This window comes from Candidatus Zixiibacteriota bacterium, assembly GCA_019038695.1.
Classification (GTDB): domain Bacteria; phylum Zixibacteria; class MSB-5A5; order GN15; family FEB-12; genus B120-G9.
Map to the genome: position 1 here is coordinate 1 of JAHOYZ010000005.1, position 22,930 is coordinate 22,930.

22 protein-coding genes and 1 pseudogene are annotated in these 22,930 nt (G+C 49.3%); 13 read left to right on the forward strand and 10 right to left on the reverse strand.

Features of this window, described 5'->3' with window-relative positions; genetic code table 11:
* A partial coding sequence (locus KOO62_01375; protein ID MBU8932634.1) for an HYR domain-containing protein occupies window positions 1-1,362 on the forward strand: 1,362 nt, incomplete at its 5' end.
* A 266-nt stretch (window positions 1,363-1,628) separates the two neighbouring features.
* Here KOO62_01375 and KOO62_01380 read toward each other — a convergent pair.
* Window positions 1,629-1,917 (reverse strand): annotated as a pseudogene (locus tag KOO62_01380) (site-specific DNA-methyltransferase).
* Window positions 1,918-2,566: 649 nt separating this feature from the next.
* Here KOO62_01380 and KOO62_01385 point away from each other — a divergent pair.
* The 12 genes from KOO62_01385 to KOO62_01440 all read left to right on the forward strand — a co-directional run bounded on the left by KOO62_01385 (window position 2,567) and on the right by KOO62_01440 (window position 12,973).
* Window positions 2,567-2,719 (forward strand): Flp family type IVb pilin, encoded by a 153-nt coding sequence (locus KOO62_01385; protein ID MBU8932635.1) that lies wholly within the window; start codon window positions 2,567-2,569, stop codon window positions 2,717-2,719.
* Window positions 2,720-2,760: 41 nt separating this feature from the next.
* Entirely contained in the window at window positions 2,761-3,297 is a 537-nt protein-coding gene (locus tag KOO62_01390) for a prepilin peptidase (GenBank protein ID MBU8932636.1), read from the forward strand.
* Between the two features lie 19 nt (window positions 3,298-3,316).
* Window positions 3,317-3,712 (forward strand): pilus assembly protein, encoded by a 396-nt coding sequence (locus tag KOO62_01395; protein ID MBU8932637.1) that lies wholly within the window; start codon window positions 3,317-3,319, stop codon window positions 3,710-3,712.
* Window positions 3,713-3,826: 114 nt separating this feature from the next.
* Window positions 3,827-4,717: a Flp pilus assembly protein CpaB gene (gene cpaB / locus KOO62_01400; GenBank protein ID MBU8932638.1), complete on the forward strand. Its 891-nt coding sequence runs from the start codon at window positions 3,827-3,829 to the stop codon at window positions 4,715-4,717.
* A gap of 69 nt (window positions 4,718-4,786) precedes the next feature.
* Window positions 4,787-5,965 (forward strand): pilus assembly protein N-terminal domain-containing protein, encoded by a 1,179-nt coding sequence (locus tag KOO62_01405; GenBank protein ID MBU8932639.1) that lies wholly within the window; start codon window positions 4,787-4,789, stop codon window positions 5,963-5,965.
* Between the two features lie 14 nt (window positions 5,966-5,979).
* Window positions 5,980-7,080, forward strand: coding sequence for a hypothetical protein (locus KOO62_01410; protein MBU8932640.1), 1,101 nt, complete (start codon window positions 5,980-5,982; stop codon window positions 7,078-7,080).
* Window positions 7,081-7,103: 23 nt separating this feature from the next.
* Window positions 7,104-8,258, forward strand: a complete 1,155-nt coding sequence (locus KOO62_01415) for a P-loop NTPase (GenBank protein ID MBU8932641.1) — start codon at window positions 7,104-7,106, stop codon at window positions 8,256-8,258.
* A gap of 52 nt (window positions 8,259-8,310) precedes the next feature.
* On the forward strand, window positions 8,311-9,648 hold the full coding sequence (locus KOO62_01420) for a CpaF family protein (GenBank protein ID MBU8932642.1): 1,338 nt from the start codon (window positions 8,311-8,313) through the stop codon (window positions 9,646-9,648).
* A gap of 210 nt (window positions 9,649-9,858) precedes the next feature.
* On the forward strand, window positions 9,859-10,620 hold the full coding sequence (locus tag KOO62_01425) for a type II secretion system F family protein (GenBank protein MBU8932643.1): 762 nt from the start codon (window positions 9,859-9,861) through the stop codon (window positions 10,618-10,620).
* A 16-nt stretch (window positions 10,621-10,636) separates the two neighbouring features.
* On the forward strand, window positions 10,637-11,539 hold the full coding sequence (locus KOO62_01430; GenBank protein MBU8932644.1) for a type II secretion system F family protein: 903 nt from the start codon (window positions 10,637-10,639) through the stop codon (window positions 11,537-11,539).
* Between the two features lie 374 nt (window positions 11,540-11,913).
* Window positions 11,914-12,270, forward strand: coding sequence for a hypothetical protein (locus KOO62_01435; protein MBU8932645.1), 357 nt, complete (start codon window positions 11,914-11,916; stop codon window positions 12,268-12,270).
* Window positions 12,271-12,643: 373 nt separating this feature from the next.
* A complete protein-coding gene (locus KOO62_01440; GenBank protein MBU8932646.1) occupies window positions 12,644-12,973 on the forward strand; it encodes a DUF192 domain-containing protein in 330 nt (109 codons plus the stop codon).
* A gap of 106 nt (window positions 12,974-13,079) precedes the next feature.
* Here KOO62_01440 and KOO62_01445 read toward each other — a convergent pair whose 3' ends face one another.
* The 9 genes from KOO62_01445 to qmoC form a co-directional block, all read right to left on the reverse strand.
* Complete coding sequence (locus KOO62_01445) at window positions 13,080-13,826, reverse strand: succinate dehydrogenase/fumarate reductase iron-sulfur subunit (GenBank protein MBU8932647.1); 747 nt, start codon at window positions 13,824-13,826, stop codon at window positions 13,080-13,082.
* Window positions 13,826-15,739 carry a fumarate reductase/succinate dehydrogenase flavoprotein subunit gene (locus tag KOO62_01450; protein ID MBU8932648.1) on the reverse strand — a complete coding sequence of 638 codons (1,914 nt, stop codon included), beginning with the start codon at window positions 15,737-15,739 and terminating at the stop codon, window positions 13,826-13,828. The genes KOO62_01445 and KOO62_01450 overlap by 1 nt, the downstream gene beginning before the upstream one ends.
* 1 nt (window position 15,740) lies before the next feature.
* Window positions 15,741-16,466: a succinate dehydrogenase cytochrome b subunit gene (locus KOO62_01455; protein MBU8932649.1), complete on the reverse strand. Its 726-nt coding sequence runs from the start codon at window positions 16,464-16,466 to the stop codon at window positions 15,741-15,743.
* 310 nt (window positions 16,467-16,776) lie between these two features.
* On the reverse strand, window positions 16,777-17,226 hold the full coding sequence (locus KOO62_01460) for a response regulator (protein MBU8932650.1): 450 nt from the start codon (window positions 17,224-17,226) through the stop codon (window positions 16,777-16,779).
* Window positions 17,201-19,033: a PAS domain S-box protein gene (locus KOO62_01465; GenBank protein MBU8932651.1), complete on the reverse strand. Its 1,833-nt coding sequence runs from the start codon at window positions 19,031-19,033 to the stop codon at window positions 17,201-17,203. The genes KOO62_01460 and KOO62_01465 overlap by 26 nt, the downstream gene beginning before the upstream one ends.
* 157 nt (window positions 19,034-19,190) lie before the next feature.
* Entirely contained in the window at window positions 19,191-20,399 is a 1,209-nt protein-coding gene (gene nrfD, locus KOO62_01470; protein ID MBU8932652.1) for a polysulfide reductase NrfD, read from the reverse strand.
* 28 nt (window positions 20,400-20,427) lie between these two features.
* A complete protein-coding gene (locus KOO62_01475; protein MBU8932653.1) occupies window positions 20,428-21,162 on the reverse strand; it encodes a 4Fe-4S dicluster domain-containing protein in 735 nt (244 codons plus the stop codon).
* Between the two features lie 31 nt (window positions 21,163-21,193).
* The gene (locus KOO62_01480; GenBank protein MBU8932654.1) at window positions 21,194-21,574 is read right to left on the reverse strand and encodes a hypothetical protein; all 381 of its coding nucleotides are present in this window, start codon (window positions 21,572-21,574) and stop codon (window positions 21,194-21,196) included.
* Entirely contained in the window at window positions 21,567-22,874 is a 1,308-nt protein-coding gene (gene qmoC / locus KOO62_01485; GenBank protein MBU8932655.1) for a quinone-interacting membrane-bound oxidoreductase complex subunit QmoC, read from the reverse strand. The genes KOO62_01480 and qmoC overlap by 8 nt, the downstream gene beginning before the upstream one ends.
* Between the last annotated feature and the right edge of the window lie 56 nt (window positions 22,875-22,930).

Genomic DNA, 22,930 nt, shown 5'->3' on the forward strand with positions numbered 1-22,930 from the left:
CGAACCTGGACGGCCACCGATGCAAGTGGCAATGTGTCAGCTCCTTGTAGTCAGGATGTAGTCTATGCCTGCGATCCTTGTGACTCAGATGTGATCGTCCCCTCTCTGGTCTGCCAGGCAGATAAGCAAATAGGATGCGACGAATCTGTAGTTTTCGACGAGCCCACAGCTACCGACAATTGTGATCCGTCGCCTGTTATAGACGTTGTGTCGACAACCGAAAACCCCGGTCCTGGACCTGACGAAATCACTCATACTCGAACCTGGACGGCCACCGATGCAAGTGGCAATGTATCAGCTCCTTGTAGTCAGGATGTAGTCTACGTTTGTAGTGAGCCTGATCCCTGTGACTCAGATGTGATCGTCCCCACTCTGGTCTGCCAGGCAGATAAGCAAATAGGATGCGGCGAATCTGTAGTTTTCGACGAGCCCACAGCTACCGACAATTGTGATCCGTCGCCCGTTATAGACGTTGTGTCGACAACCGAAAACCCTGGTCCTGAACCTGACGAAGTCATTCATACTCGAACCTGGACGGCCACCGATGCAAGTGGCAATGTGTCAGCTCCTTGTAGTCAGGATGTAGTCTATGTTTGTAGTGAGCCTGAGAGCTTGATTACAGATGTCAAATCCTGCGATAGCTATGTCGATGGCACTTCGGCTGATATAACCCATCTTTGCTACACATTCAGGAAAGGCAAGATTAGCAAGTGTAGCTCGAGAGAATTCTATTATTATGTAATGGTGACCGCGCCGAGCGGAACCTTCACCGTCGACATAGTACAAACAAGGGACAACGTAGATTTTCCTCTCTTTGATATAGCCAGAAGGGGTGTTACTGCTTATGACAATTGCGTAGTTACTGGTTCAGGATCGTCGAATACCCTCGGCCAGGCTTGGGTGAATATTGACGGCGCCTCCGAGGGACAGAAGTTCGTAATCAGAGTGAAATATTCTACCAGTTCAGTGGTTGGTACCTCAGTTGGTGTTCCCATGCCGACTGTGCATTATGACTTTGCCGCCGAAATCGACGGTGTCGTGATCGACTCTGATCTGGACGGACTGGTTCTGTCCAGTTGTACTGCTGGTACTAAAAAGAATAGTGTCGTACCTAATGGCAACTTCCCGAATCCCTTTAACCCCACTACCGAAATCCACTTCACCCTTCCGCAGGTTTCTACTGTGAGATTGGATATCTTCGATATCGTGGGCCGGCGGATAACGACTTTAGCAGATGGTCAATTCGGAACTGGCAGACACAGTGTGTTGTGGGATGCAAGCTCTGAGGCCAGCGGTGTCTATTTCTATCGGCTGGCTACGGATTATGGCGTTTTCGGCAAGAAGATGGTACTAATTAAGTAAGTGCCCAGCTAAGGGCACGTCAATCTAGTCGGCTGTAAGGTGCTGACCGGGGCAATTGCTTGTCAGCGCCATAGCGAGGAATCGGGCCCGGAGTGGTAACACTCTGGGCCTAAGCGATCCGACAAAATCTCGAAAGGAGGCGACGCAAACCGGCAGGTCGTAACGTAAGTGAACCTACATGTAGCAGCCGATGCCAACTGTTTCCACTCAAAGCGGACATGGAATTGCTCAGACCACTGTTGCTACATTTCCGAGATTTATCTTAACACAACCTTCCCTAACCATCTGCGAACCTCAGGGATGTTGACGTTGTCATTAGTAGATCCAGTTTTCATTGCCGGTATTGTACGGCGGATCAATGTAGATACACTTGACTTGTCCCGCGTAGTAGGGGAATATAGCCTTCAGGGCTTTGAGATTGTCACTCTGAACCAGCAGATTGCCTACATCAGGGTCGCCCTCCGAAAACTTTCGATCACATTGCAGCAATCGATAAGGAATCTGCCAGTGATGATTGACGACTTCTTTTTTGCCTATCCACTCCAATGATGGCATGAGCCTTGAATCCTCCATGAAACTCCAGTTATTCGGGTCACCCAGCGGAACTCACGTTTCAGGTTCAACCCTTCCCACTGTCGGTACACACACCTGTAGCGAGTATGCTAACGTATTTCTAACTGGGAACTACGCGGTACTACACGCTACTACAGCAAACTACTCCGAGTAATATGCTCCTTGTCCAACTACCAGAGTGAATCTTCTTGCCAAATTCATCAATTGAAATGCATATTTCTGTCTGTTTTCTTCCGCTTTTCGTTTTTACGAAAAGGGAAGGATCTCCTCAAATCCAACCTCTTTCAATCCGATGCAGATATCAATGAATCCTCAAAACAACCACCAATTCCGAACCCGATGGCTGCCTATGCTCGACAGTAGTGATTTCAGCCTCTAGCCAATCAAAAGAATCCCACGCAGAGCTTCCTTCGGTTACCTACATATGTGAGAAATAACCGTCTATTCTTGTTGCGCGTTAGTAGTCGCTATGTTCGGTCTTGTTGGAGCGATATTGGCACGAGACTTGCTTAAATTAAGCTCATTAGAAACGAATAACGTATATCGATTCGAGTTGCTAATTCTGTGTTTTTTGTTATCTTGTTATTAGTCGCTTGGATAAAACCACTAACCCAAAACCTTGGAGTTCCTTATGCTTTGGAGACTCTTTCATGACGAAGAAGGTCAGGACATCATCGAGTATGCTCTCCTGGCGTCTCTCATCTCAATCGCAGCGATTGCTGCAATCGTGTTGATCGGCCCTGCTCTTGTATTAATTTACGAAGCAATCGTGGCCGCGCTTTAACCTTAAGAGTTGGCGTGATCACGTATTAGCGAGTGTTCAATATGCCTGAAAATGCTAATTACTTTGGTACAATGGCGTTTATGGCGGCGATTATCGTCGCAGCGCTCGCAGTCTACACGGATCTCCGGTGGAGGAAGATCCCGAATAATCTAACCGTTCCAGCCGTCGCGGCAGGTATTATTCTTAATATCCTGAGTGGCGGCTGGAACGGTCTCCTTTTTTCCTTGACCGGACTAGTCATTGGTATCGTAGTTTTTATAGTACCTTTTGCGTTGCGCGGTATGGGGGGTGGTGATGTCAAACTGATGGGGGCTCTGGGCGCTTTGCTTGGCGGCTATGCCATTGTCAGTATAGCCATCTACACTGCGATTTTGGGTGGCGTTCTTGCTATTGTGGTAGCGGTATACAACCATCAGATGGGAAGCTCTCTTAGAAAAGTAATGATGTTGCTCGCGAAACTGGTTCCCTTCGTTGGCCGATCCAAGGAAATTGACAAAACAACAAGCTTGCGTCTTCCGTATGGATTGGCTATAGGTGGTGGAACTATGCTTCTGATTTTAATAGGACAGGTGTTCTGAGGACCATAATATGGTTAATTTGAGACTAATTGGCAGAGTACGAAGAACTGACGGTAATGCAGTTATTGAGATGGCGCTGCTTCTTCCGATTCTCCTGCTGGTCATTTTTGGTATCACTGAATTTGGGCGTGCTGTCATGACGACGAATGTCATAAATTCGGCAGCCCGTGAAGGAGCCCGTTTAGCCGCCGTATCGCAACTAAGCGATACTCTATCGGTTCAAGCGCGCGTAGAGGAAGTTATGCTGGCGGCTAACGTGACGCCGAAAACTATTACCGTGCAGTATTTCGCGGCAAATAACAGCGTACGGGTCGAGGTCACCAGTGACTTCGTAGTTTTAAGCGGCGACGTGCTGCAGGTCTTTACGGGCACGATAGAGCTTTCCGGCACCGCTGTAATGCGCTACGAATTGTGATCTGCGGAAATCATGATGAATATGAGATCGACGATTCATAGTCAAGAAACTCGTTCATGTAACTCGGACTTGGTATTCGGAATGTTACGTTCGATTTGTGGAGAAAATTATTAGATGAGAGCTATTGGTGTAATTCTGATCGTTATAGTGGCACTTACGTGTGGTGCCTTTGCGAGCGTCCTCGCTTACAATTACCTCAGGGATAATCGGGCAAATCAAGGACCCGAATTAGTTCCCCTTGCTGTTTCTGTAAGGGATATCACTTTCGGTACTACATTGACCAAAGAGGATATGGAGGTAGTGCTGTATCCGATTGGGAGTGTCCCTGATGGAGCATACGAGAACATCGACAGTCTGGTTGGACAGTCAACCAAAGTGTTCCTGAAGAAAAAGGAACCGATCCTTGACTCCAAGTTGTCGTCAATTGGTGGTGGATTATCATTGCTGATAGGTGATAACCAGCGTGCGGCGTCTATTCTAGTCGATAAAATCTCCGGCGTATCAGGCTTCGTGCTTCCTGGGGACAAGGTTGATATCATTGCAACAATAGCGCGCGTTGGTAGTAAAAGGGAATCCATAGCCAAGACCATTCTTCAGAATACCGAGGTGCTGGCGGCAGGTGAAAAGATTGAGCGCAAAGGTGATAAGGTGATCGCTGTTCAGTCAGTAACGCTATTGGTCGACCCGGACGGAGCACAGGCTCTTGCCTTGGCCTCGATAGAGGGCAAACTGCATTTGTCTCTTCGTAATCCAAATGATTCAATCACTGTTCAGGTTGATCCGGTGAGCAAGTCCGGGATTCTTGCTGCCGAGAAGAAGAAATCCAAACCGCAGCCCAAGAAATCAAAGCCACGTGTAAAAAAGACTCAAGCAAAGAAGAAAATTGAGCCACCCAAGAAACCGGACTCGGTGGTTGTTTTCCGAGGTACAGACAAGACTGAAGAACTTCCTGTAATGGACGGGCAAGACAGCACTATAGATTCGACATCAACTACCAAACCGTAAAGCAGCGTAGACGATTTTCATAAGGAGTGTGATACATTGCGCAGACCAAATATAGCTTGGACTACTTTGATGCTGACCTTAGGCCTAATAGTCACTTTGACGATATCCCTGGCCCCTAGCAGTAGCGCCCAGGAGCAAGAGGTCCGTGTTGCAGTAGGTAAATCTACGGTGCTTCGTCATGTAGAGCGGATGGAAACAGTCTCTTTGGCCAACGAGGAGATTGCGGACTTTGTACTTGTTACACCTACTGAACTGGTCCTCATCGGAAAAGAAGTTGGAATAACGACTCTCTTTATCTGGGGTGAATCAGGAGCTTATCACGAATTCAACCTGGTGGTAGAAAGAGCTGTGGTCGGTCGCCAGATCATCATAGAAGTCCAGGTGGCGGAGGTCAATCGTTCGGGTTTGTCTGAACAAGGTGTGGACTTCCTTGTTATTGATCAAGACAATGACGCTATAGCATCTGGAACCCAGACAGTCGGATCGTATGCCGGCCAAGTTAGCCCGGTGGATCCATTCTCTAATGATATCTTGGCGCAAGAAGGAGCCACAGCGGTTCTTAAATGGATCGGGGACAAACAACATGTTGCCGGTGTGATTCGCGCTCTAAAGAAGAAGGGGGTCCTTAAGCTGCTGGCTCATCCGCGTCTCTTGTCGCTGAGCGGAGAAAAAGCGAGTTTTCTGGTCGGAGGTGAGATACCGATTCCAGTTTCTCAGTCAGTATCAGGTGCCGGTGTTAACGTCTCTGTCGAATGGAAAGAGTACGGCGTTAAGCTTAATTTCGTACCGACAATCATTGATTCTAACCTAATCAGATTGAAAATAGCTCCTGAGGTATCCAGCCTGGACTGGGCCAATTCTGTGACTTTTGCAGGCTTCGACATACCAGCTCTGCGTTCGCGAAAGGCCGATGCTGTAATTGAGCTAAATTCAGGCCAGTCGGTTGTTCTAGGCGGGCTGGTGTCCTCCGAGACAATAGAGACTATTAGCAAGGTACCAATACTAGGCGACATACCAATTATCAATTTCTTTTTCCGACGCAAGGAGCGAACATCATCGGAAACCGAACTACTGATCATTGTCTCACCGCGTATAATTGACGATATAGCTAGTGAAGTGATTCCCCCTCTCCCTGGTGTTGTCTATGACTCGACCAAATTTGAGGAGAAACTGACACCAGTTGGAGTGGAACAGGGACGACCAGATGATACTTCCAAAGAACCGGATCAACAGATTCGGGAGAACTAGGCGGGAGTTGTGTTATGAATACATGGCGTGTTTTGAAACGAGAAGAGAGGGGAGCAACTACTGTAATGGTTGCGTTTGCGATGGTCATGATATTGGGGTTTGCAGTTGTGGCTATTGATATGTCGATTGTAATGCTTGCCAAAAACCAGCTGCAAATAGCAGCCGATGCGGCTGCTCTCGCTGGAGCGCTTTCGATGGGATATACTAACGGGGATCAAGGAGCTGCCGAGAGCTCGGCAATAGAAGTCGCTGGCCTGAACGTTGCCATTCAAGATGTTAACCAGCCGGTAATAATTGGTCCTGACGACGTGACTTTCCCTGAATCCAACAAAATTACCGTGGTCACTCACCGTAAGATTGAGACCGGTGATCCAATCAGTCTCCATTTCATCAACGTTCTGGACGATTCATACAATAAGCAAGGTGAAATGACCGCTAGGGCATCGGCTGCGGTTTATCCAGTCTCAGGTACGGACTGCATTAAGCCCTGGTGTTTCCCGGATCAGTGGGATGATACAAACAACGACAGCCTTTATGATCCAGGAGAGTTCTACGATCCACTGCTCACCGGATACGTCGTGCCGGACGATGTTGGTACTCAAATCGTTCTTAAATTGAACAAATCCTTTGATCCTGCCCATATGGGCTGGTATTATGCCGTTGACTTTGGTCCTATCAATACTGGCGATCCGGTAATAACTGGCGCCGACGCTTATCGCGAGTGGATCGGACACTGCGAACCGTACCTGGTTTCGATTGGGGACCAATTGCAGATGGAACCGGGAAACATGGTCGGGCCAACCGCGCAAGGTATCGCAGACCTTATTGATCTCGACCCGTATGCCGAGTGGGACCCTGCTACCGGAACGGTCATAAACTCTGATTACCCAACTTCGCCGCGAGTGATAAAGGGGACAGTATTCGATCCCAGCGTTGGTGTCCAGACCGATGGGACTGGACGAGACTATCTCACGGTAGTTAAAATAGTTGTATTATTCCTGGAAGAACATCACAGTGACGAAGTGACCGGGCGGTTTATGCGTCGTGCCTCCGGAGGAGAGCCTTGCCCTGATTGCCCTCCGGGGTTCGTTTTCACACCGGTGTTAGTGGAATAGCGAAATTCTGAAGGAATCGATGTATGTCAGAGCAAATCCGAATATTGACTGCCGAGTTTGACGATACTCTCCGTCTTAGCGTCCAGGATCTTGTCAGAAGACTAGAATTTGCCGATTTGCTACCGTCGACAGAGCTTGAGGGAGAATGGTCTGCCACAGCCAGAGCTGTAAAACCGGATATTCTTATGGCCGTGCTGGATACAGCTAATGACTATGGCCATACTCTGAGCTTGGTCGAGGACCTAAAATCCGAGTTGCCACATATGGCTGTGTTCTTTTGCTCGGCCAATGATTCGGCCGAGCTCGTTTTGTCGGCCATGCGAGCCGGTGGTCAGGAATTCCTAAATGTGCCTATAAACGCTCAGGATTTTGAGCGAGCCATAAGGAAAGCCTACCGGGCTCACGAGCAACGCCATATGAACAAAGTCAAACTGGGTGCAGCAATCTCCGTGTTCAGCGCTAAAGGAGGTCAGGGCTCATCTTCGTTAGTAGTAAATCTTGCCATCGCAATGGGGCGACTTGATCAGGTCGAGTCCGCCATTTTGGATCTAGACCTATTTGTCGGGGATATCCCAGGGTTCATGGATATCACGCCTCAGTATGATCTTCTCGATGCCCGCGATGCTAATGGAAACATTGATGTCGCGCGGCTTCAAAGTTGCATGACCAGACATGATAGTGGTGTATCAGTTATGGCGGGGCTTATGAACGCGGGCCGTATCAATGAGATCAGCGCGTCTCTTGTCAAGCAAGCTATCGCCTCACTCAGGACCATGTCCTCTTATATATTAATAGATACAGCTCATGGCTTTGATTCCCGTACTCTAGCTGCTCTGGAGTCATCGAATCTGATTCTCGTGCCAGTAATACCTAGCGTTTTATCTGTGCGCGCCGCTCGACGCTCACTAGACCTACTGGGCGGCTTGGGCTACGACCGAACCAGGATAATGGTGATCATCAATCGTGTTTCCAGAAGAGATACAATTAAATCGGCAGATATTGAGAAGGCTCTGGACTACCCGGTTTTTTGGAAAATTCCCAACGACTACAAGACAGTAGGCAGTGCCGTAGACACAGGACGTCCGTTCACTGTCGGAAAGAGACTGTCTAAGGTTGGCAAGAACTTCCTGGAACTGGCGGATCGCATTGATAGATATTTCTACCCTGATGAGGATTGACCAGACGTACTTAACCAGCACGCTGGAGTTATCTTGGGTTAAATCATGAACTCTGAATAGGAAGAAAAAATTTAACGTGGATCCGCTAGAACACAACGATAGTCAATCGAGGTCAAAAGCTCGAGACAGTTTCCAGGAACTCAAGTCAAGATTGCATGCGAAGCTAATAGCCCGAGTTGATTTGACCGCCCTCCAGAATTTGGATCCTTCCTCCCTGATAGACCAAGTTCGCGAGATCACCGAGTTGCTGATAGCTGAAGAGAATCTGCTCCTTAGTCCAGAAAGTCGCAAGCAGCTCATCCTTGAGATTCAGAATGAGACTCTTGGCCTCGGACCACTTGAGCAGTTCTTGGCCGACAATGACATCTCCGACATTTTAGTCAATACACACAAACAAATTTATATTGAGAAATTCGGTAAGTTGGAGTTGACAGGAACCAAGTTTCACGACGACAATCATCTCATGCTAATCATTGAACGTATCCTCTCACGGGTGGGCAGGCGTGTTGATGAATCCTCACCAATGGTCGATGCCCGCCTGCCTGACGGTTCCCGAGTCAATGCCATCATTCCTCCGGTTGCCCTGGATGGACCTTCGCTCTCAATCCGCAAGTTCCGGACCGATATTCTCAGCATGGATGATCTTCAGCGGGGAGGAAGCGTTGCTGGTCCCATGATTCAATTCTTGAAGGCCGCCGTTGCATGTCGTCTGAATATCCTGATCTCAGGAGGAACTGGAGCCGGTAAGACGACGTTGTTGAACATTCTCTCCGGCTATATCTCCTCTGGCGAGCGGATAGTTACGATTGAGGACTCAGCTGAGCTTAGGTTACAGAAACCCCACGTTATCAGATTGGAAACACGCCCTCCCAACATTGAGGGAAAGGGAATCGTAGATCAACGCGCTTTGGTGCGTAATGCTCTGCGAATGAGACCCAACCGCATTATCATCGGTGAAGTTCGCGGGGCAGAAATCTATGATATGCTTCAGGCCATGAATACCGGACACGACGGATCGCTAACGACTGTACATGCAAATGGTCCTCGCGATGTATTATTGCGGCTGGAAACCTTGATGCTTTTGTCAGGGGTCGCCATACCTATACGCGCTATACGTGAACTTATTAGCACATCTATTGATATTGTGATTCAGATTAATCGATATAGCGATGGGTCTCGTAAGGTGGCCAGTGTTTCTGAGATCGTTGGTATGGAACACGATACCATAACTATGCAGGAGATATTCCGGTTCAACAAGACCGGAGTAGGAGAGTTTGGGGAGACCCTTGGCAACTTCGAGGCAACCGGCATACGTCCTCAATCGTTGATTCGCATAGAAAATTCCGGTATACATTTACCCCCAGAGATGTTCAAGGAGATGGACCACTAGGTGATGTTAGAGTATGTGGCCATACTTGTGTTTGCGGCTGTGTTTCTCAGCACCTTGGCGCTCTATTTGCTGCTTCGCGATCGTGTAAGTTCCCATAATCGGCAAGTTCGAAAGCGTTTGGGAAGTCTTGCTTCTCAGTCTGACGAAGATCGATTTGTGTTTAGCATCCTGAGAGATAGCCGGCTGAGCAAAATCCCAGTGCTACACCGTTTGCTGGCGAAGACGAAGTTCTCTCGTGTTTTACAAAGAATGATAGAGCAGGCAGGTGTCAATGTGAATACTGGCACCGTTGTCCTGGCTATGGCTTCCCTGGGTGGTTTGTTTCTGCTCGTAGTAAACATGTTGACGGGGAATATTATTTTAGCGACATTGGCTTGTCTTGCAGCAGTGGCTTTGCCCTATTTGTTTCTTGTTCACAAACGCACGAAAAGAATTTTTCAATTTGAGGAAACACTGCCGGATGCGATTTCTATGGTCGTCGATGCCTTACAATCCGGCTTTTCATTCGAGTCGGCATTACGGCTGGTGGCACAGGAAATGCCTGACCCACTCGGCACGGAGTTTGGAATCACCTTCGAGGAACAGAATCTCGGAGCCTCCTTTTCCTCAATTCTTACAAATCTCCGCCAACGAGTTCCCAGCGAAGACCTTGATCTCTTCGTCACCGCCCTTATGATCCATCGCAAAACCGGCGGTAATCTTGCAGAGGTACTCACCCGAACCGCAGATACTATTCGGGAGAGATTTACATTTAGGGGTGAGGTTAAGACCAAGACAATTCACAGCCGCTTCTCAGGCTTAATTCTGATCCTACTTCCAATCGCAATTATCGGCGCAATGATGTTGTTGAATCCAAGCTACTTCATGATTTTAGTTGAAGATAAGACAGGTAACTACCTTCTTGGGGGAGCTTTTATTATGCAACTAGTTGGAATTTGGATCATTAAGCGTATAGTGGACATTAAGATATAGGGAACGTGACGTGGATGTGAGAATCATATCGGCTCTGGCCTTCATTTCAATATTCCTGTTGTCATTTGCGGTGCTTTACTTTGTTTCTTCCCGTAAGCATCATACAAAAAAACGTCTCTTTGAGCTCGCAGCTGGCACTGAGAAAAATGCTACGCAAAAGACAAAGCTAACACTATTGCAGAAGAGCCTGTCCGTATTACACTTTGGAACCGGGCCGGAGTCACACCTAAAGCACTGGCTGGCCAGGGCAGGGTACTATGGTCCCCAGGCAATTTATGATTATTATGCGCTGAAGGTGGCCTCGGTCATCGTTCTGAGTGCACTTGTTGCGATCGCATCATTCTATGGTCATCTACCACTTCCCCAGGTGCTTCTATTCGTTGGCCTAGCGGTAGTGGTGGGAGCGCTTATTCCGCACTTCTGGATTAGCAATAAGATTATTCAGCGCAGTGAACAGATTCGACGAGCAGTTCCAAACATGCTCGACTTACTGGTCGTTTGTGTGGAGGCGGGATTAAGTCTCACTGCCGCGATTCAGAAGTTAGCTGTAGAATCGGAGCATAATTGCCCACCTCTGGGTCATGAATTACACATAGTTACGAGAGAAGTCCTAATAGGAAAGTCCAGAGGAGAAGCTTTCCGTAACTTGGCTGACCGAACCGGAGTTCCGGAATTGCGTTCTTTGGCAATCACGCTCATTCAAGCTGACAAACTGGGAACAAGCGTCTCCAAAGCACTCCGAGTGCTGTCTGAATCGATGCGTATTAAGCGACGACAACGAGCAGAAGAAATGGCAAACAAGGCCTCTGTAAAGCTTGTATTCCCCCTTGTGTTTTTGATCTTTCCAGAATTGCTGGTGGTCTTATTAGGACCAGCAATGTTGAATTTTCTTAAAATGTTCCCTGGTGTGGACAAATAAAAGCCACAAGGAGGTGAGCTGATGGATTTCTGGACAGTAGTACTCATTGTCGCACTCGTTATCATTGGGATTGCCTATTTTGCTAGGCGAAGCAGTCGCATCCGCAAAGAAGGCAAGCGTCGAGGCAAATGAAGACAGAGTTTCGTGTGTATCAGCCTTTCCGAGGCATGAAGCGCCTCGGAAGGTTGTCAAACGTGCATTTGTGATGGGGGGTAAAGTGCCACGGCGGATGCGACGTAAAACTGGACCGGTGCCTAGGCTGAGCCGGTGTAGGGCTGTACTTACCGGTAAGAACAGCCGTACGCAATTATTATAACCGTTGGAACTAGTGTAATTTTCAATTGCGACTTAACGCCAGATAATAGGATGTAATTATGAAGCTTACTATCAAATGGGTTGCTAGCATTGTAACCATTCTGCTTTTAACTGTTATATTTGTGGAGACGGTACCCCCCACATATAAATACAGCCAAGTAGATGTCCCTGGTCAGTCGAATCTGTTCGAGGGCAAATCAGATCATCAGTGGAGTATTGAGCAGTTAACGCGTGCCCTATTATTGGCTTTGAGCACAATCGTTATAATCATGGCCATTTGGGTTTCGCCGGAGAGATCTTGGCCGGGGCTTTACATGGAAAGAAAACGAGCCGAGCAAAGGGCAAAAATCGCGGAAGCCGAAGCGCAGATTGCTAAGCTTAAGATGGACAAAGCTAGAAACATTACGAATCCTTAGCTTGCAGCAGAGCCCATGCTCGACTTATTTTGAGAGATATAAACGAGCCCAGCTCCCTTGATCAGCGGAGAGCCAGAGCGTCATGGTACCTCACACCCGGCCGTGGTTCGTCTTGGAATATTGAGTCACCAAATTGCATGATCTTGCCACCTTCGATTGATACCTCTCATAACTGAGTTAGATTGATTCCAGGAAGTATCTTGGGATGTCATGGGCGGAGCGAGATGGCAGGCGGAAATTGCGAGTACTTCGCCAGGAAGTAGCCTTATGATGCAACCCATGATTGGAGCATAGCCTGGGCAAAGATTGCAAAGATACCGACCAACCCGATATCTCTTTGAAGGCGGTCAATGTCTCCAAGGGAGGTAGGATTTTGGCGAGTTCCGTTGAGTGGGCGGGGACCAGCGATGAACGACGCCGAGGACTATTGGGCCGTAGCGGGATGGACTTTATGCATGGTATTTACATAGTTCCGTGCCAATGTGTCCACACATTTCGGATGAAGTTCCCGATTGATGTGGCTTTCGTAGGTTCAGACGGATGTCTTTTAGCTGTACAACACAACTTGAAGCCAAATCGGATTTCAAAGCTCATCTTTCGTGCTGAGGGAGTATTGGAACTGGCTTCAGGCAGGCTTCACGACACCGATACTGACATCGGCGACATAATCAAGTTTCAGGAAGTGGATTCGACGGAGGAGTAACCTGTTCTCCTCATCTGTGGCATAATTCCGGTGCAATCTACCATAATATCTGAACATAGTATAAAATTCGGTTATTCCGCACAATGACGAGCTGAAACGAACCGGCCTATTTGACCTTGATCCGAGCCATCATGTATTCACGGTTGAGCTTGGCGATGGTATCGACGCTAATCTCCTTGGGACAGACCGCTTCGCACTCAAAGAAATTGGTGCAACCACCAAACCCTTCCGCGCTCATTTGAGCCACCATGCTACGAACCCTCGAAGTTCTCTCAACCTTACCCTGTGGTAAATGTGCAAACTGGGATACTTTGGCTGCGACAAACAGCATTGCTGACGCATTCTTGCAGGAGGCAACACACGCCCCGCAACCGATACACGACGATGCATCCATCGCCTTGTCAGATTCTGATTTGGGAATTGGGATAGCGTTGGCATCGACAGTAACACCAGTATTGACCGAAACAAATCCCCCGGAGTACATTATGCGATCAAGAGCAGTACGATCAACAACAAGGTCCTTGATGACCGGGAACGCCCTGGCGCGCCAGGGTTCAATGTAGATAGCGTCGCCGTCCTTGAAATGGCGCATGTGCAACTGGCATACAGTCGTACCCGGTTCGGGTCCGTGGGCTGTACCGTTGATCATCAGGGAACAGGTACCGCAGATGCCCTCGCGACAATCGTGGTCAAAGGCGATGGGGTCCTGGCCTTTCTCAGTGAGGTCTTCATTGACCACATCAAGCATCTCCAGAAATGACATGTGGGAGTTGATTTCTTTGGCCTCATACCGTTCCATCCGGCCTTTATCTTCGGCATCCTTTTGCCGCCAAACGAAGAGCGTGAGATTCATTACTTATAGCTCCTGGTGGCAAGGTGGACGTTTTCGAACTCAAGGTTCTCAACATGAAGTGATGGTGATGTGTCCGCTCCCTCAAACTTCCATGCCGAGACGTTGGTGAACTTCTTGTCATTGCGAACAGCCTCACCCTCCTCAGTCTGGTACTCCTCTCGGAAATGCGCACCGCAGGACTCGGTACGATTGAGAGCATCGTGGCACATCAATTCTCCGAACTCAAGAAAATCGGCGACACGTCCGGCCCGCTCCAATGACTGGTTAAGTTCTTCGCCGACGCCCGGCACCAGCACATCTTGCCAGAATCTATCCCGCAGAACGGGAATCATCTCAAGCGCCTTTTTCAGACCGGCCTCATTGCGAGTCATACCGCAGTATTCCCACATGATCTTGCCCAACTCTCGATGGAACGAATCGACCGTCTGCTTGCCGCCTATAGTGAGTAGTCTTTCGGTACGTTCTTTGGTCTCACTCTCTACGTTTCCAAACTCCCCATGCTCAGTACCAATTCCGCTTGGGCCAGACCGCCCGAGGAAATCACCAATAGTATAGGGGAGAATAAAATATCCATCAGCCAGACCCTGCATTAGAGCACTTGCACCGAGTCGATTGGCACCGTGATCGGAGAAGTTGGCCTCGCCAACAACGAACAGACCCGGAATCGTGCTTTCGAGATTGTAATCCACCCACAGTCCACCCATTGTATAGTGAGCCGCAGGATAGATGTGCATCGGTTGGAGGTAGGGATTCTCACCGGTGATTTTTTCGTACATATGGAAGAGATTGCCATACCGTTCTCGGATGACGTCTTCGCCCAAGCGTCCAATGGCATCAGCAAAGTCCAGGTAAACACCTCGTCCAGTGGCACCAATTCCGCGTCCCTCGTCGCATACCTCCATAGCCGATCGAGAAGAAATATCCCTGGGTGAAAGGTTGCCAAAACTGGGATATTTGCGTTCAAGATAATAGTCGCGCTCGCCTTCCGGGATGTCAGCCGCCCTCCGACTGTCATCAGCTTTCGCAGGAACCCAGATGCGACCGTCGTTACGAAGCGACTCGGACATCAATGTCAGTTTAGATTGATACTCACCACTGACGGGGATACACGTTGGATGAATTTGTGTGAAGCAGGGATCGGCAAACAGAGCGCCTCTTTTATAGGCTCTATAGGCAGCTGTTACGTTGCAACCTTTAGCATTGGTAGACAGATAGAATACATTGGCGTACCCGCCTGTGGCCAGCACGACGGCATCAGCGGCGTAAGAATTAATCTTACCAGTAACCATATCTCGCACAACAATACCACACGCACGACCGTCGATCACAACCACATCAATCATTTCTGTACGCGGGAACATCTTAACTTGTCCCCGACCGATCTGTCTGGACAAAGCCGAATACGCTCCCAGCAAAAGTTGTTGGCCCGTCTGCCCACGGGCGTAGAACGTGCGCGATACCTGGGCACCACCGAATGAACGGTTAGCCAATAGCCCACCATACTCACGGGCGAATGGCACACCCTGCGCGGCGCATTGATCGATAATGTTGCTACTCACCTGGGCCAGTCGGTATACATTGGCTTCACGTGAGCGGAAATCGCCGCCCTTGATCGTATCGTAAAAGAGACGGTAGTCTGAATCACCATCATTTTGATAGTTCTTGGAAGCGTTGATCCCACCCTGGGCTGAAATGGAATGAGCCCGGCGAGGACTGTCCTGATAACAGAAGCAAAGTACGTTGTAACCAAGTTCGGCCAGAGAGGCTGCACCTGCACCGCCCGCAAGGCCGGAGCCGACGACAATGATCGTGAATTTGCGCTTGTTGGCCGGGTTGACCAACTTCATCTCAAATTTGTGTTTGTCCCATTTTTCGGCGAGGGGACCGGATGGAGTCTTGGCATCAAGTTTCATGTTAGTGCCCTCCTGCCGAAGTTGTGATTTGCCCTAGTAGTACAGCCACCGGCAAGGAACAGTACCCGAAAAATAGTACCAGGGCAACCAGATTGCCAAGTCTCTTGAGAGCGTTTCGCCAGCGAGTGTGGCTCAGGCCAAGAGTCTGCAGAAAACTCGGAATGGCATGGTTGACGTGAAAGGCAAGAGCCACCATAGCGAGAATGTAAACACCAGAGACCCACGGGTTGAGAAAGCCCAGCACAACCATAGAATAAACATCATGCAGGCCGTTAGGATCGTGTAGATCGGCAAACTCGGGGTTGGTCACCAGCATAGTGAAGTGAAGAATATGATAGATGACGTACAGAAACATAGCGCCGCCGGAGTATATCATTGTACGTGATGAGAAGCTGGCCTCCAGTGTTTCCTCTTTGGCGTAACCGACCGGTCGTGCCTTGTAATTATCCCAAAAGAGCCTTAGCCCAGTCCAGACATGAACGACCAGCAAAGCCAGGAGGGTGAATCGGACGATCCAGATTATCGGTCCCAAACTCTGAAGTGCGGCCGCGTAGCCGTTGTACTGAGCCTGGCCAAGGAATAATTGGAGGTTGCCGATCATGTGACCGCCGGCAAAGCCCACAAATGCCAGACCGGTGATAGCCATCAGAATCTTGCGACCGACTGTAGGTGCAGCTACGCTCGAAACTTCGGGCATCTGCACTATGGCTGTTCCACGATTGTTCATTGTTATCTCCCTTACACAAGAATTGGACAGGGAGGGAAGCATGTCAACCAAAATTGCTTCTATATTCTGACCAAACCATTAGCATAGTTGAAGATAATCCCCGCACAGGATCAGGAGTTTGCAGACATCTCTCGTCCCCTACGCCAGACAAACTAGTCTGACCAGACTATTCCAATACGGCAAGAAGTGAACAGTCATGAGGTCGTAGTTGAGATGTGCATCTGCTTTCTCAATCTGATCAAGTAAATACTTGGTCCGTTTCATCAATGAAAGACCGCTGATAATCAGACGGCCACAGAGCCCGTGGGCACTAGTCTCCGATAAGCTCTTTGACTTTAGAAATGACGAGTTCGGGGTCAATCGGTTTGTCGATAAACATCTCCGGTTTCACCAGTCCCTCCTCGCGCATCTCTTTGATGGCCTGCCGCATCTTTTCGCGCAAGGCATCATACGGCCGCTCATGAGTATCGTCACTCTGGGTATCAAGATCACCAAGAACCTCCGCCACGGCCGTCAACATAATAACCGGAATATCCTTGTATTCTTCATTCCTACGAAGCTGCTTGAAGAGTACGAAACCTGTTTTCTTAGGCATCATAACGTCTAGAAGAACCAGGTCTGGTTTTTCGATTCCTATCTTCTCCAGCGCTTCCTTTCCATCGCATGCTTGTATCGGTACGTAGCCATTCTCTTCGAGGGCGACCGAAAGAAACTTCCGTGTGATTTCCTCGTCGTCAACTACCAGAACTTTTTTTGCCATCACTACTCTCCTTTGTACTGCCAGTTCCGCCAACGGGAAGGATGATACGAAAAAGCGCACCCTGGTTGGGCTCAGACTCAACCTCAATCTTTCCCTTGTGGATATTAATCATTCTTGATGTAATGGACAAGCCTAATCCGGTTCCCGCCTTACTTTTCGTGCTGAAAAACGGAGTGAAGATGTCTGCTTTCACTTCTTCAGTCATGCCGATTCCGTTATCTTTGATTTCGATGATCGACTCCTGGCCATCTTCAGACAGGCGTGCACTCATTTCCACGTTCGGCTTTTCGTCATCTCCGTAATCCTTCCAGGAGCAGGCATCCAGGGCGTTGGATACAATGTCCATCACCGCCGAATGTATCATCGGGCCATCGCACACAATGGTCGGTAAGTCAGCGGCAATACTCAGTTCGAAGGCTATTCCTCTCCCAGCCGCAGTTTCTCTGACAACCCGGTAAATGTCGGACAGAGTTTGACTCAGATCAATTCGGTCGGGTCTCGGCTTCCACTCCTTCACATACTTGAGCATATCTGACGACATATCTTTCATTCTGTTTATCCCCTCCTGAACCATCCCCCATCCTTCCTCAAGCATCTTTCGGTTGTCCTTGGCCAAACCGATCCTGACCATGTAAGCCCCACCGGTGCAGGCATTCAACATGTTCTTCATTGAGTGTTGAATGCCCGTAAAGACCTCTCCGATCGCGGCCAGACGCTGAGATTGGACCAGTTTTTTCTGAAGACGTTTCTCCTCGGTGAGATCCTTGCCAATCCCGATAGTGCCGATAACTTCCCCGGCCGCATTCCGGAGCCTTGACAGTGATAGCAGTATGTCTCTGACTTCTCCGTCTTTGGTTCGAAATTGAGTTTCATAGTTTGAGACATTGTCGGAGAACTTCAGTTTTTCAATAGCCACGTATCTTTCCTGGGGATCGGCAAAGAGCATCTCAATCGGTTTCCCGATTACGTCCATTCGCCAATAGCCCAGTACAACCTCCGCACCGGTGTTGAACGTCCGGATCTTGCCGGAGGAGTTTACCGTTATGACAACATCGGCGGAGCTATCCAGTATGCCCCGCAGGTAATTCTGCGTCTTATGCAATTCCAGCATTGCCGAGGAGAGCAAAGCAGCAACATCATTGAAGGATGAGGCCACCGAGCCAAATTCGTCCTCTCCGTCTTCCTCCACACGAATATCCAGTTTCTTGTCAGCCAGCTGGCTCATGGCCTCCGCCAAACCGGCCATAGGCCGCTTGATGAACAGAACTATGAGGAACCAGGTGATGGAGTAACTGAGCAGGATAGCAATCACGATGGCTAACAAGGTCAGTTGATTGCTGCGGGTGATGCGGTCATCAACCTCCTTCAACGGAAAGTCCGTAACCAGGAGTCCCAGTACGGAAGAAACATCAGCCTGGACATGACAGCCCGCTGTCCGGCAGCCTTCATCATTGATAGCGGGCATAGAAACTGACACAGTCCTTTCGTCCGTGCCAGGTTCGGTGAACAGATTGATCGTTTGAGTTCTCGGTTCACCTTCTCCAGAGATCAGGTGGAAGCTCTTGCAACGGGGATTGCCTTCTGCCAGTGATCGAGCAAGCGTTTGGATACTGGTTTTGTCGTGGGTGCTATCAGAGATCAGATAGTTATGGACAGTTGTGTGGTACGCTAAAGCTGTTTCCTGCGCCCGGAGTATGGCATCATTCTCTTCAGCTCGATTATTGACATAGCCCATCGTTGCCAGGGCCAAGGTAATGATAAGGGCGAGAACAGCGCCAAGTTTCCAAAATAGTTGCATCGGTTTCATGGTGACTAAGATGAACCTGACATTTGATAATGCTCAGCAATCATGAGGTGACAGTAATGCGTTCAAGTGATGGCACGAAGGACTCAGAGAGCCAACTCTCGAACACATCTCCAGTTGTTTTTTCGCATTCAGATCAACTACCGATCCGTATCTCCCGTCATGTCTTATTACCTGCAGAATCGCTGGTCGATGAGCTATGAAGCACTCTTGCTTCGGAGGGCAACAGCTTCAAGTATTTCAACCCCCAGCCAAACATGAAGGCGACTACACCAAATACTCCCAGCGCCTGAAGTACTTCAACGTAGCTGATGTCGTAGGAAGCAATTCCTTCCTCAACGACTGACTGAGTAATATGCATACCGGGGAAAATCTCCGACCCGTGGGTTAGACCCGGCAAGACAATAACGTAGCGCTCACACAGGATTCCGAAGATCACCAAACAGGAAGCAAATACAATCCACGGCACTGATTGTCCGGTTGTTTTTCGGAAGAGAATTAACAAGGGCGTTACCAGGCCAACGAGAATCAGACCAATCCAGAAGAGCACACTATGAAAACCGCCGAATAGATAATAGATGGCAGCAGGACGCAATTCTACAACGTAGGCGCGATAAGCATTCTCTACAAACAGGAAATACAGAACAACAATGACGCAGATGGCCAGGAATCTCCCCAACCAGACTATCAGTTCGTCATCAAGGTGGCGCTTTGTGAATCTGAACAACCCCACAATCAGGACAATCATCAGGGCCGTCCCGGAAGCCATAGCAGCGGCCACAAAAGCTGCCGGTAACAGTGGCGATTCATACAGGACTCTCGCTCCGAAGCCGAAAATCGCCCCGGTTCCAGTATGGACACAGAAAGCCCAGCCAAAAGCCAGCGTCGCAATTACCTTGGTCAGTGTTTTCTTCTCGTAAAACAGAGCCCACAGATATACGATGCATATCAATATGTGTCCGATGTACAGGATCGGGTTGATAGAAAACATGGATTGAAGATTAAAATACACAAACGGTTCAACGAAAACTCGATCCATCCTTCCCTGGTCAGTGAGGATTGAGAGTAGACCGGCTATCAGAAACAGAGTAGCTACATAGACGGCGATTCGAGCAAACGGTTTGTACTCCTGTTTTCCAAAGACACCGTACAGTCCCGAGATTACCAGCGATCCAGCCGACAGACCGATGTAGTAAACCGCCATGACGATCTGAAGACCCCAGGGAACGCGGTTGTACATTCCAGTGACCCAGAGTCCTTTCTCGATGGCCCACCAGGTGGAGCCCACGCCCGCCACGGCCATAGCCGCAAAAACGATCATCAGCATCCGATACTGGGCCGAGTCTCCCTTAATGCTATCGAATTTCATATCCATGCAATTCCTCGCCGGTCCCGGCCTAAAGGCCGATGTAATAGACCTTAGGTTCCGTACCCAAATCCTCTCTGATACGTTTTACAGCCCCAGTTGTCACAATCTTAGAGATGTTGCTGTCAGGATCATTTATGTCCCCCACCAGCAGAGCCCCAGCCCCCACCTGTTCGCACGCCTCGACACAGGCGGGCATGCGGCTGACATCAAGACGATGGGCGCACAAAGTACATGACTCCGCCACTCCATGGGACCTTTTGGGACGATCTTTATTGGGCCATTCTTCGTTATCTCTAAAATTGAACTGCCGGGCGTTATAGGGGCAGGCGATCATACAGTACCGGCAGCCGATGCACCGGTGATGATCGATGATAACAATGCCGTCATCACGCTTGTAGGTGGCCTGGACGGGACAAACCTGGGCGCAGGGAGGATTATCGCAGTGATTACACAGCAACATCACGTTCTTCTCCATGGTTTTGTGACCGACTTGACTCTCCACCTTGACTTTCTTGATCCAATGAATATCCCACCGTTCATCCCCGAAATGGGCGACGTTGTTCTCGTGCCGACAAGCATCCATGCAAGCAGTACAGCCCTCCCGGCATTTTGTGAGATCAACAATCATCCCCCACTTCTTGCCGGACGATGGAATATCCGCACTTGCCCAGCCAGCTGAGGTCAGGAAGCGGAAGGCATAGGCACATGACGTCCCCGCCAATAAAGTGCCTCCCGCCGTCTTAAGAAAATCCCTTCTGTCCATTCTTTATCTACTTTCTCATGAGCCGAATTGTTTACGGATAGTAATGACATTCGAAACAATCAGGCGTCAAACTAGTTGCATCATGACAACTGTTACAAAACCGCTCCCGGCTCGTGTGACACTCCTGGCACTTATCGAGGCTCAGGTCTTTTCTAAAGCCGAATCGCACCACTTCCTCTCTAATCTGCCGCAGCAGTTCCCAATGATGGTAGCGCATATAGTCAGTATCTTTGACGCAATTCTTATATTGGGGATCAGGCATCTCGAGAAACAGCTCACTACTCTCAGCCTGCTCGGTAGAGACAAACGATACGACGCTGAAAACCAACGGCAGCAGAATAACCACCAGAATGACTACGGTCAGGAGAGCCTGTCTATCTTCGAATGCGTTTTTCGTTGGATTATCAGGCATGCACTTCCTCCTTTCCAGATGTCTTACCCTCAACGCTAATAACACGCTGCTCCGAATTGTCGCGGCCAGTGTATTCGGCGAAAACGAGAGCGGTGGTGCGATAGACAATGTGGGCGAACTTGGAATACGGCAGATACATCAACAACATGAAAACACAGACCAGGTGCACGAAATAGATCAAGTGTCGGTGTGGCTCCAAACGAACATAGTGCAGCGCTTCAGTGAAGAACCCGCTGAACAATACCGCCAGCAAAATCGCGATAAGCGACCAATCGAAATAGGAACCTGCTCCGTACTTCTCAGCGTTCTTGACCCGATCACGAATCATCAGCACCAAACCAATTATCATGGCCAGACCGCCAGCATTGGCAAGCACTTTCCACGGATTAAAGAAGCTGAAGGGGTAAATGAAATTACCCTGAATAAGCGGGTTGATTCTGGCGGTGATCACCCACAGCGTCACTAATGTCAGAGCCAGGAATCCGAAGAAAACAAACGTGTGTGACCAAAGTCGAATGTGCGCTTTGTCGCAGGTAGAGAACTTATCGTGGGTGAAGATATTTTTAATCACCGTAACGATACTTGGCCATAGCCCTTTGACCGGTGGATAGACCGCACCCATCGCAGTTGAACTATTCATCGCGAGCCAGAAACGATTCACCCCGACCACGACGGTAAAGATCATCAGTGCCGTGAACAGACCAAAGAAACTGTTGAGCAACCAGTGGGGAAACATGTGAGAGTAGGCGAACACAATTTCGTCACCGGTACCCCTCGACATACCCAATAGCTTCTCGACCGGACCTCTCAGATACAGCGCCAGCGCCAGCAACGCAATTGGAATACCCGCCAGCAACGGCAGACACTGGGGCTGATTAACCCATCGGCCAAGAAAGCGAGGGAAGGCGAAGTGCTGAACACATTCCTGCCGGAGTGCCCCCATAACATATCCCGGTTTGGCTCCACGCGGGCATCTGGTCGAGCAATCATTGCACTGGTAACAGAGCCAGATGTCAGGATCGATCATCAGACGCTCTTTCATTCCCCATGCGGCCCAGGCCATCTCCTTACAAGGGAAAGCATTCTTGTCGGGGGAGATCATACAAGTTCCCGCGCAGGTACCGCATTGGATACACTGCTTGAGAGTCTGGCCGCCCTGTTTCTCCAGCGCTTGGATGAAACCCAAATCCGGTTCGATCAAGACCGGTGCGTTGACAGCAGAGGTTTCGTCAGTTGTGTTAAGAACCTCGTGGGTTCCGGCTTCCGGCTTTTCTTGCGAACTGTTCTCGGCAGTATCCAATGTCTCATGTCCTCCGGCCGCTCAAACGAGCGACCCCATTTGTCAGACTACTGCTA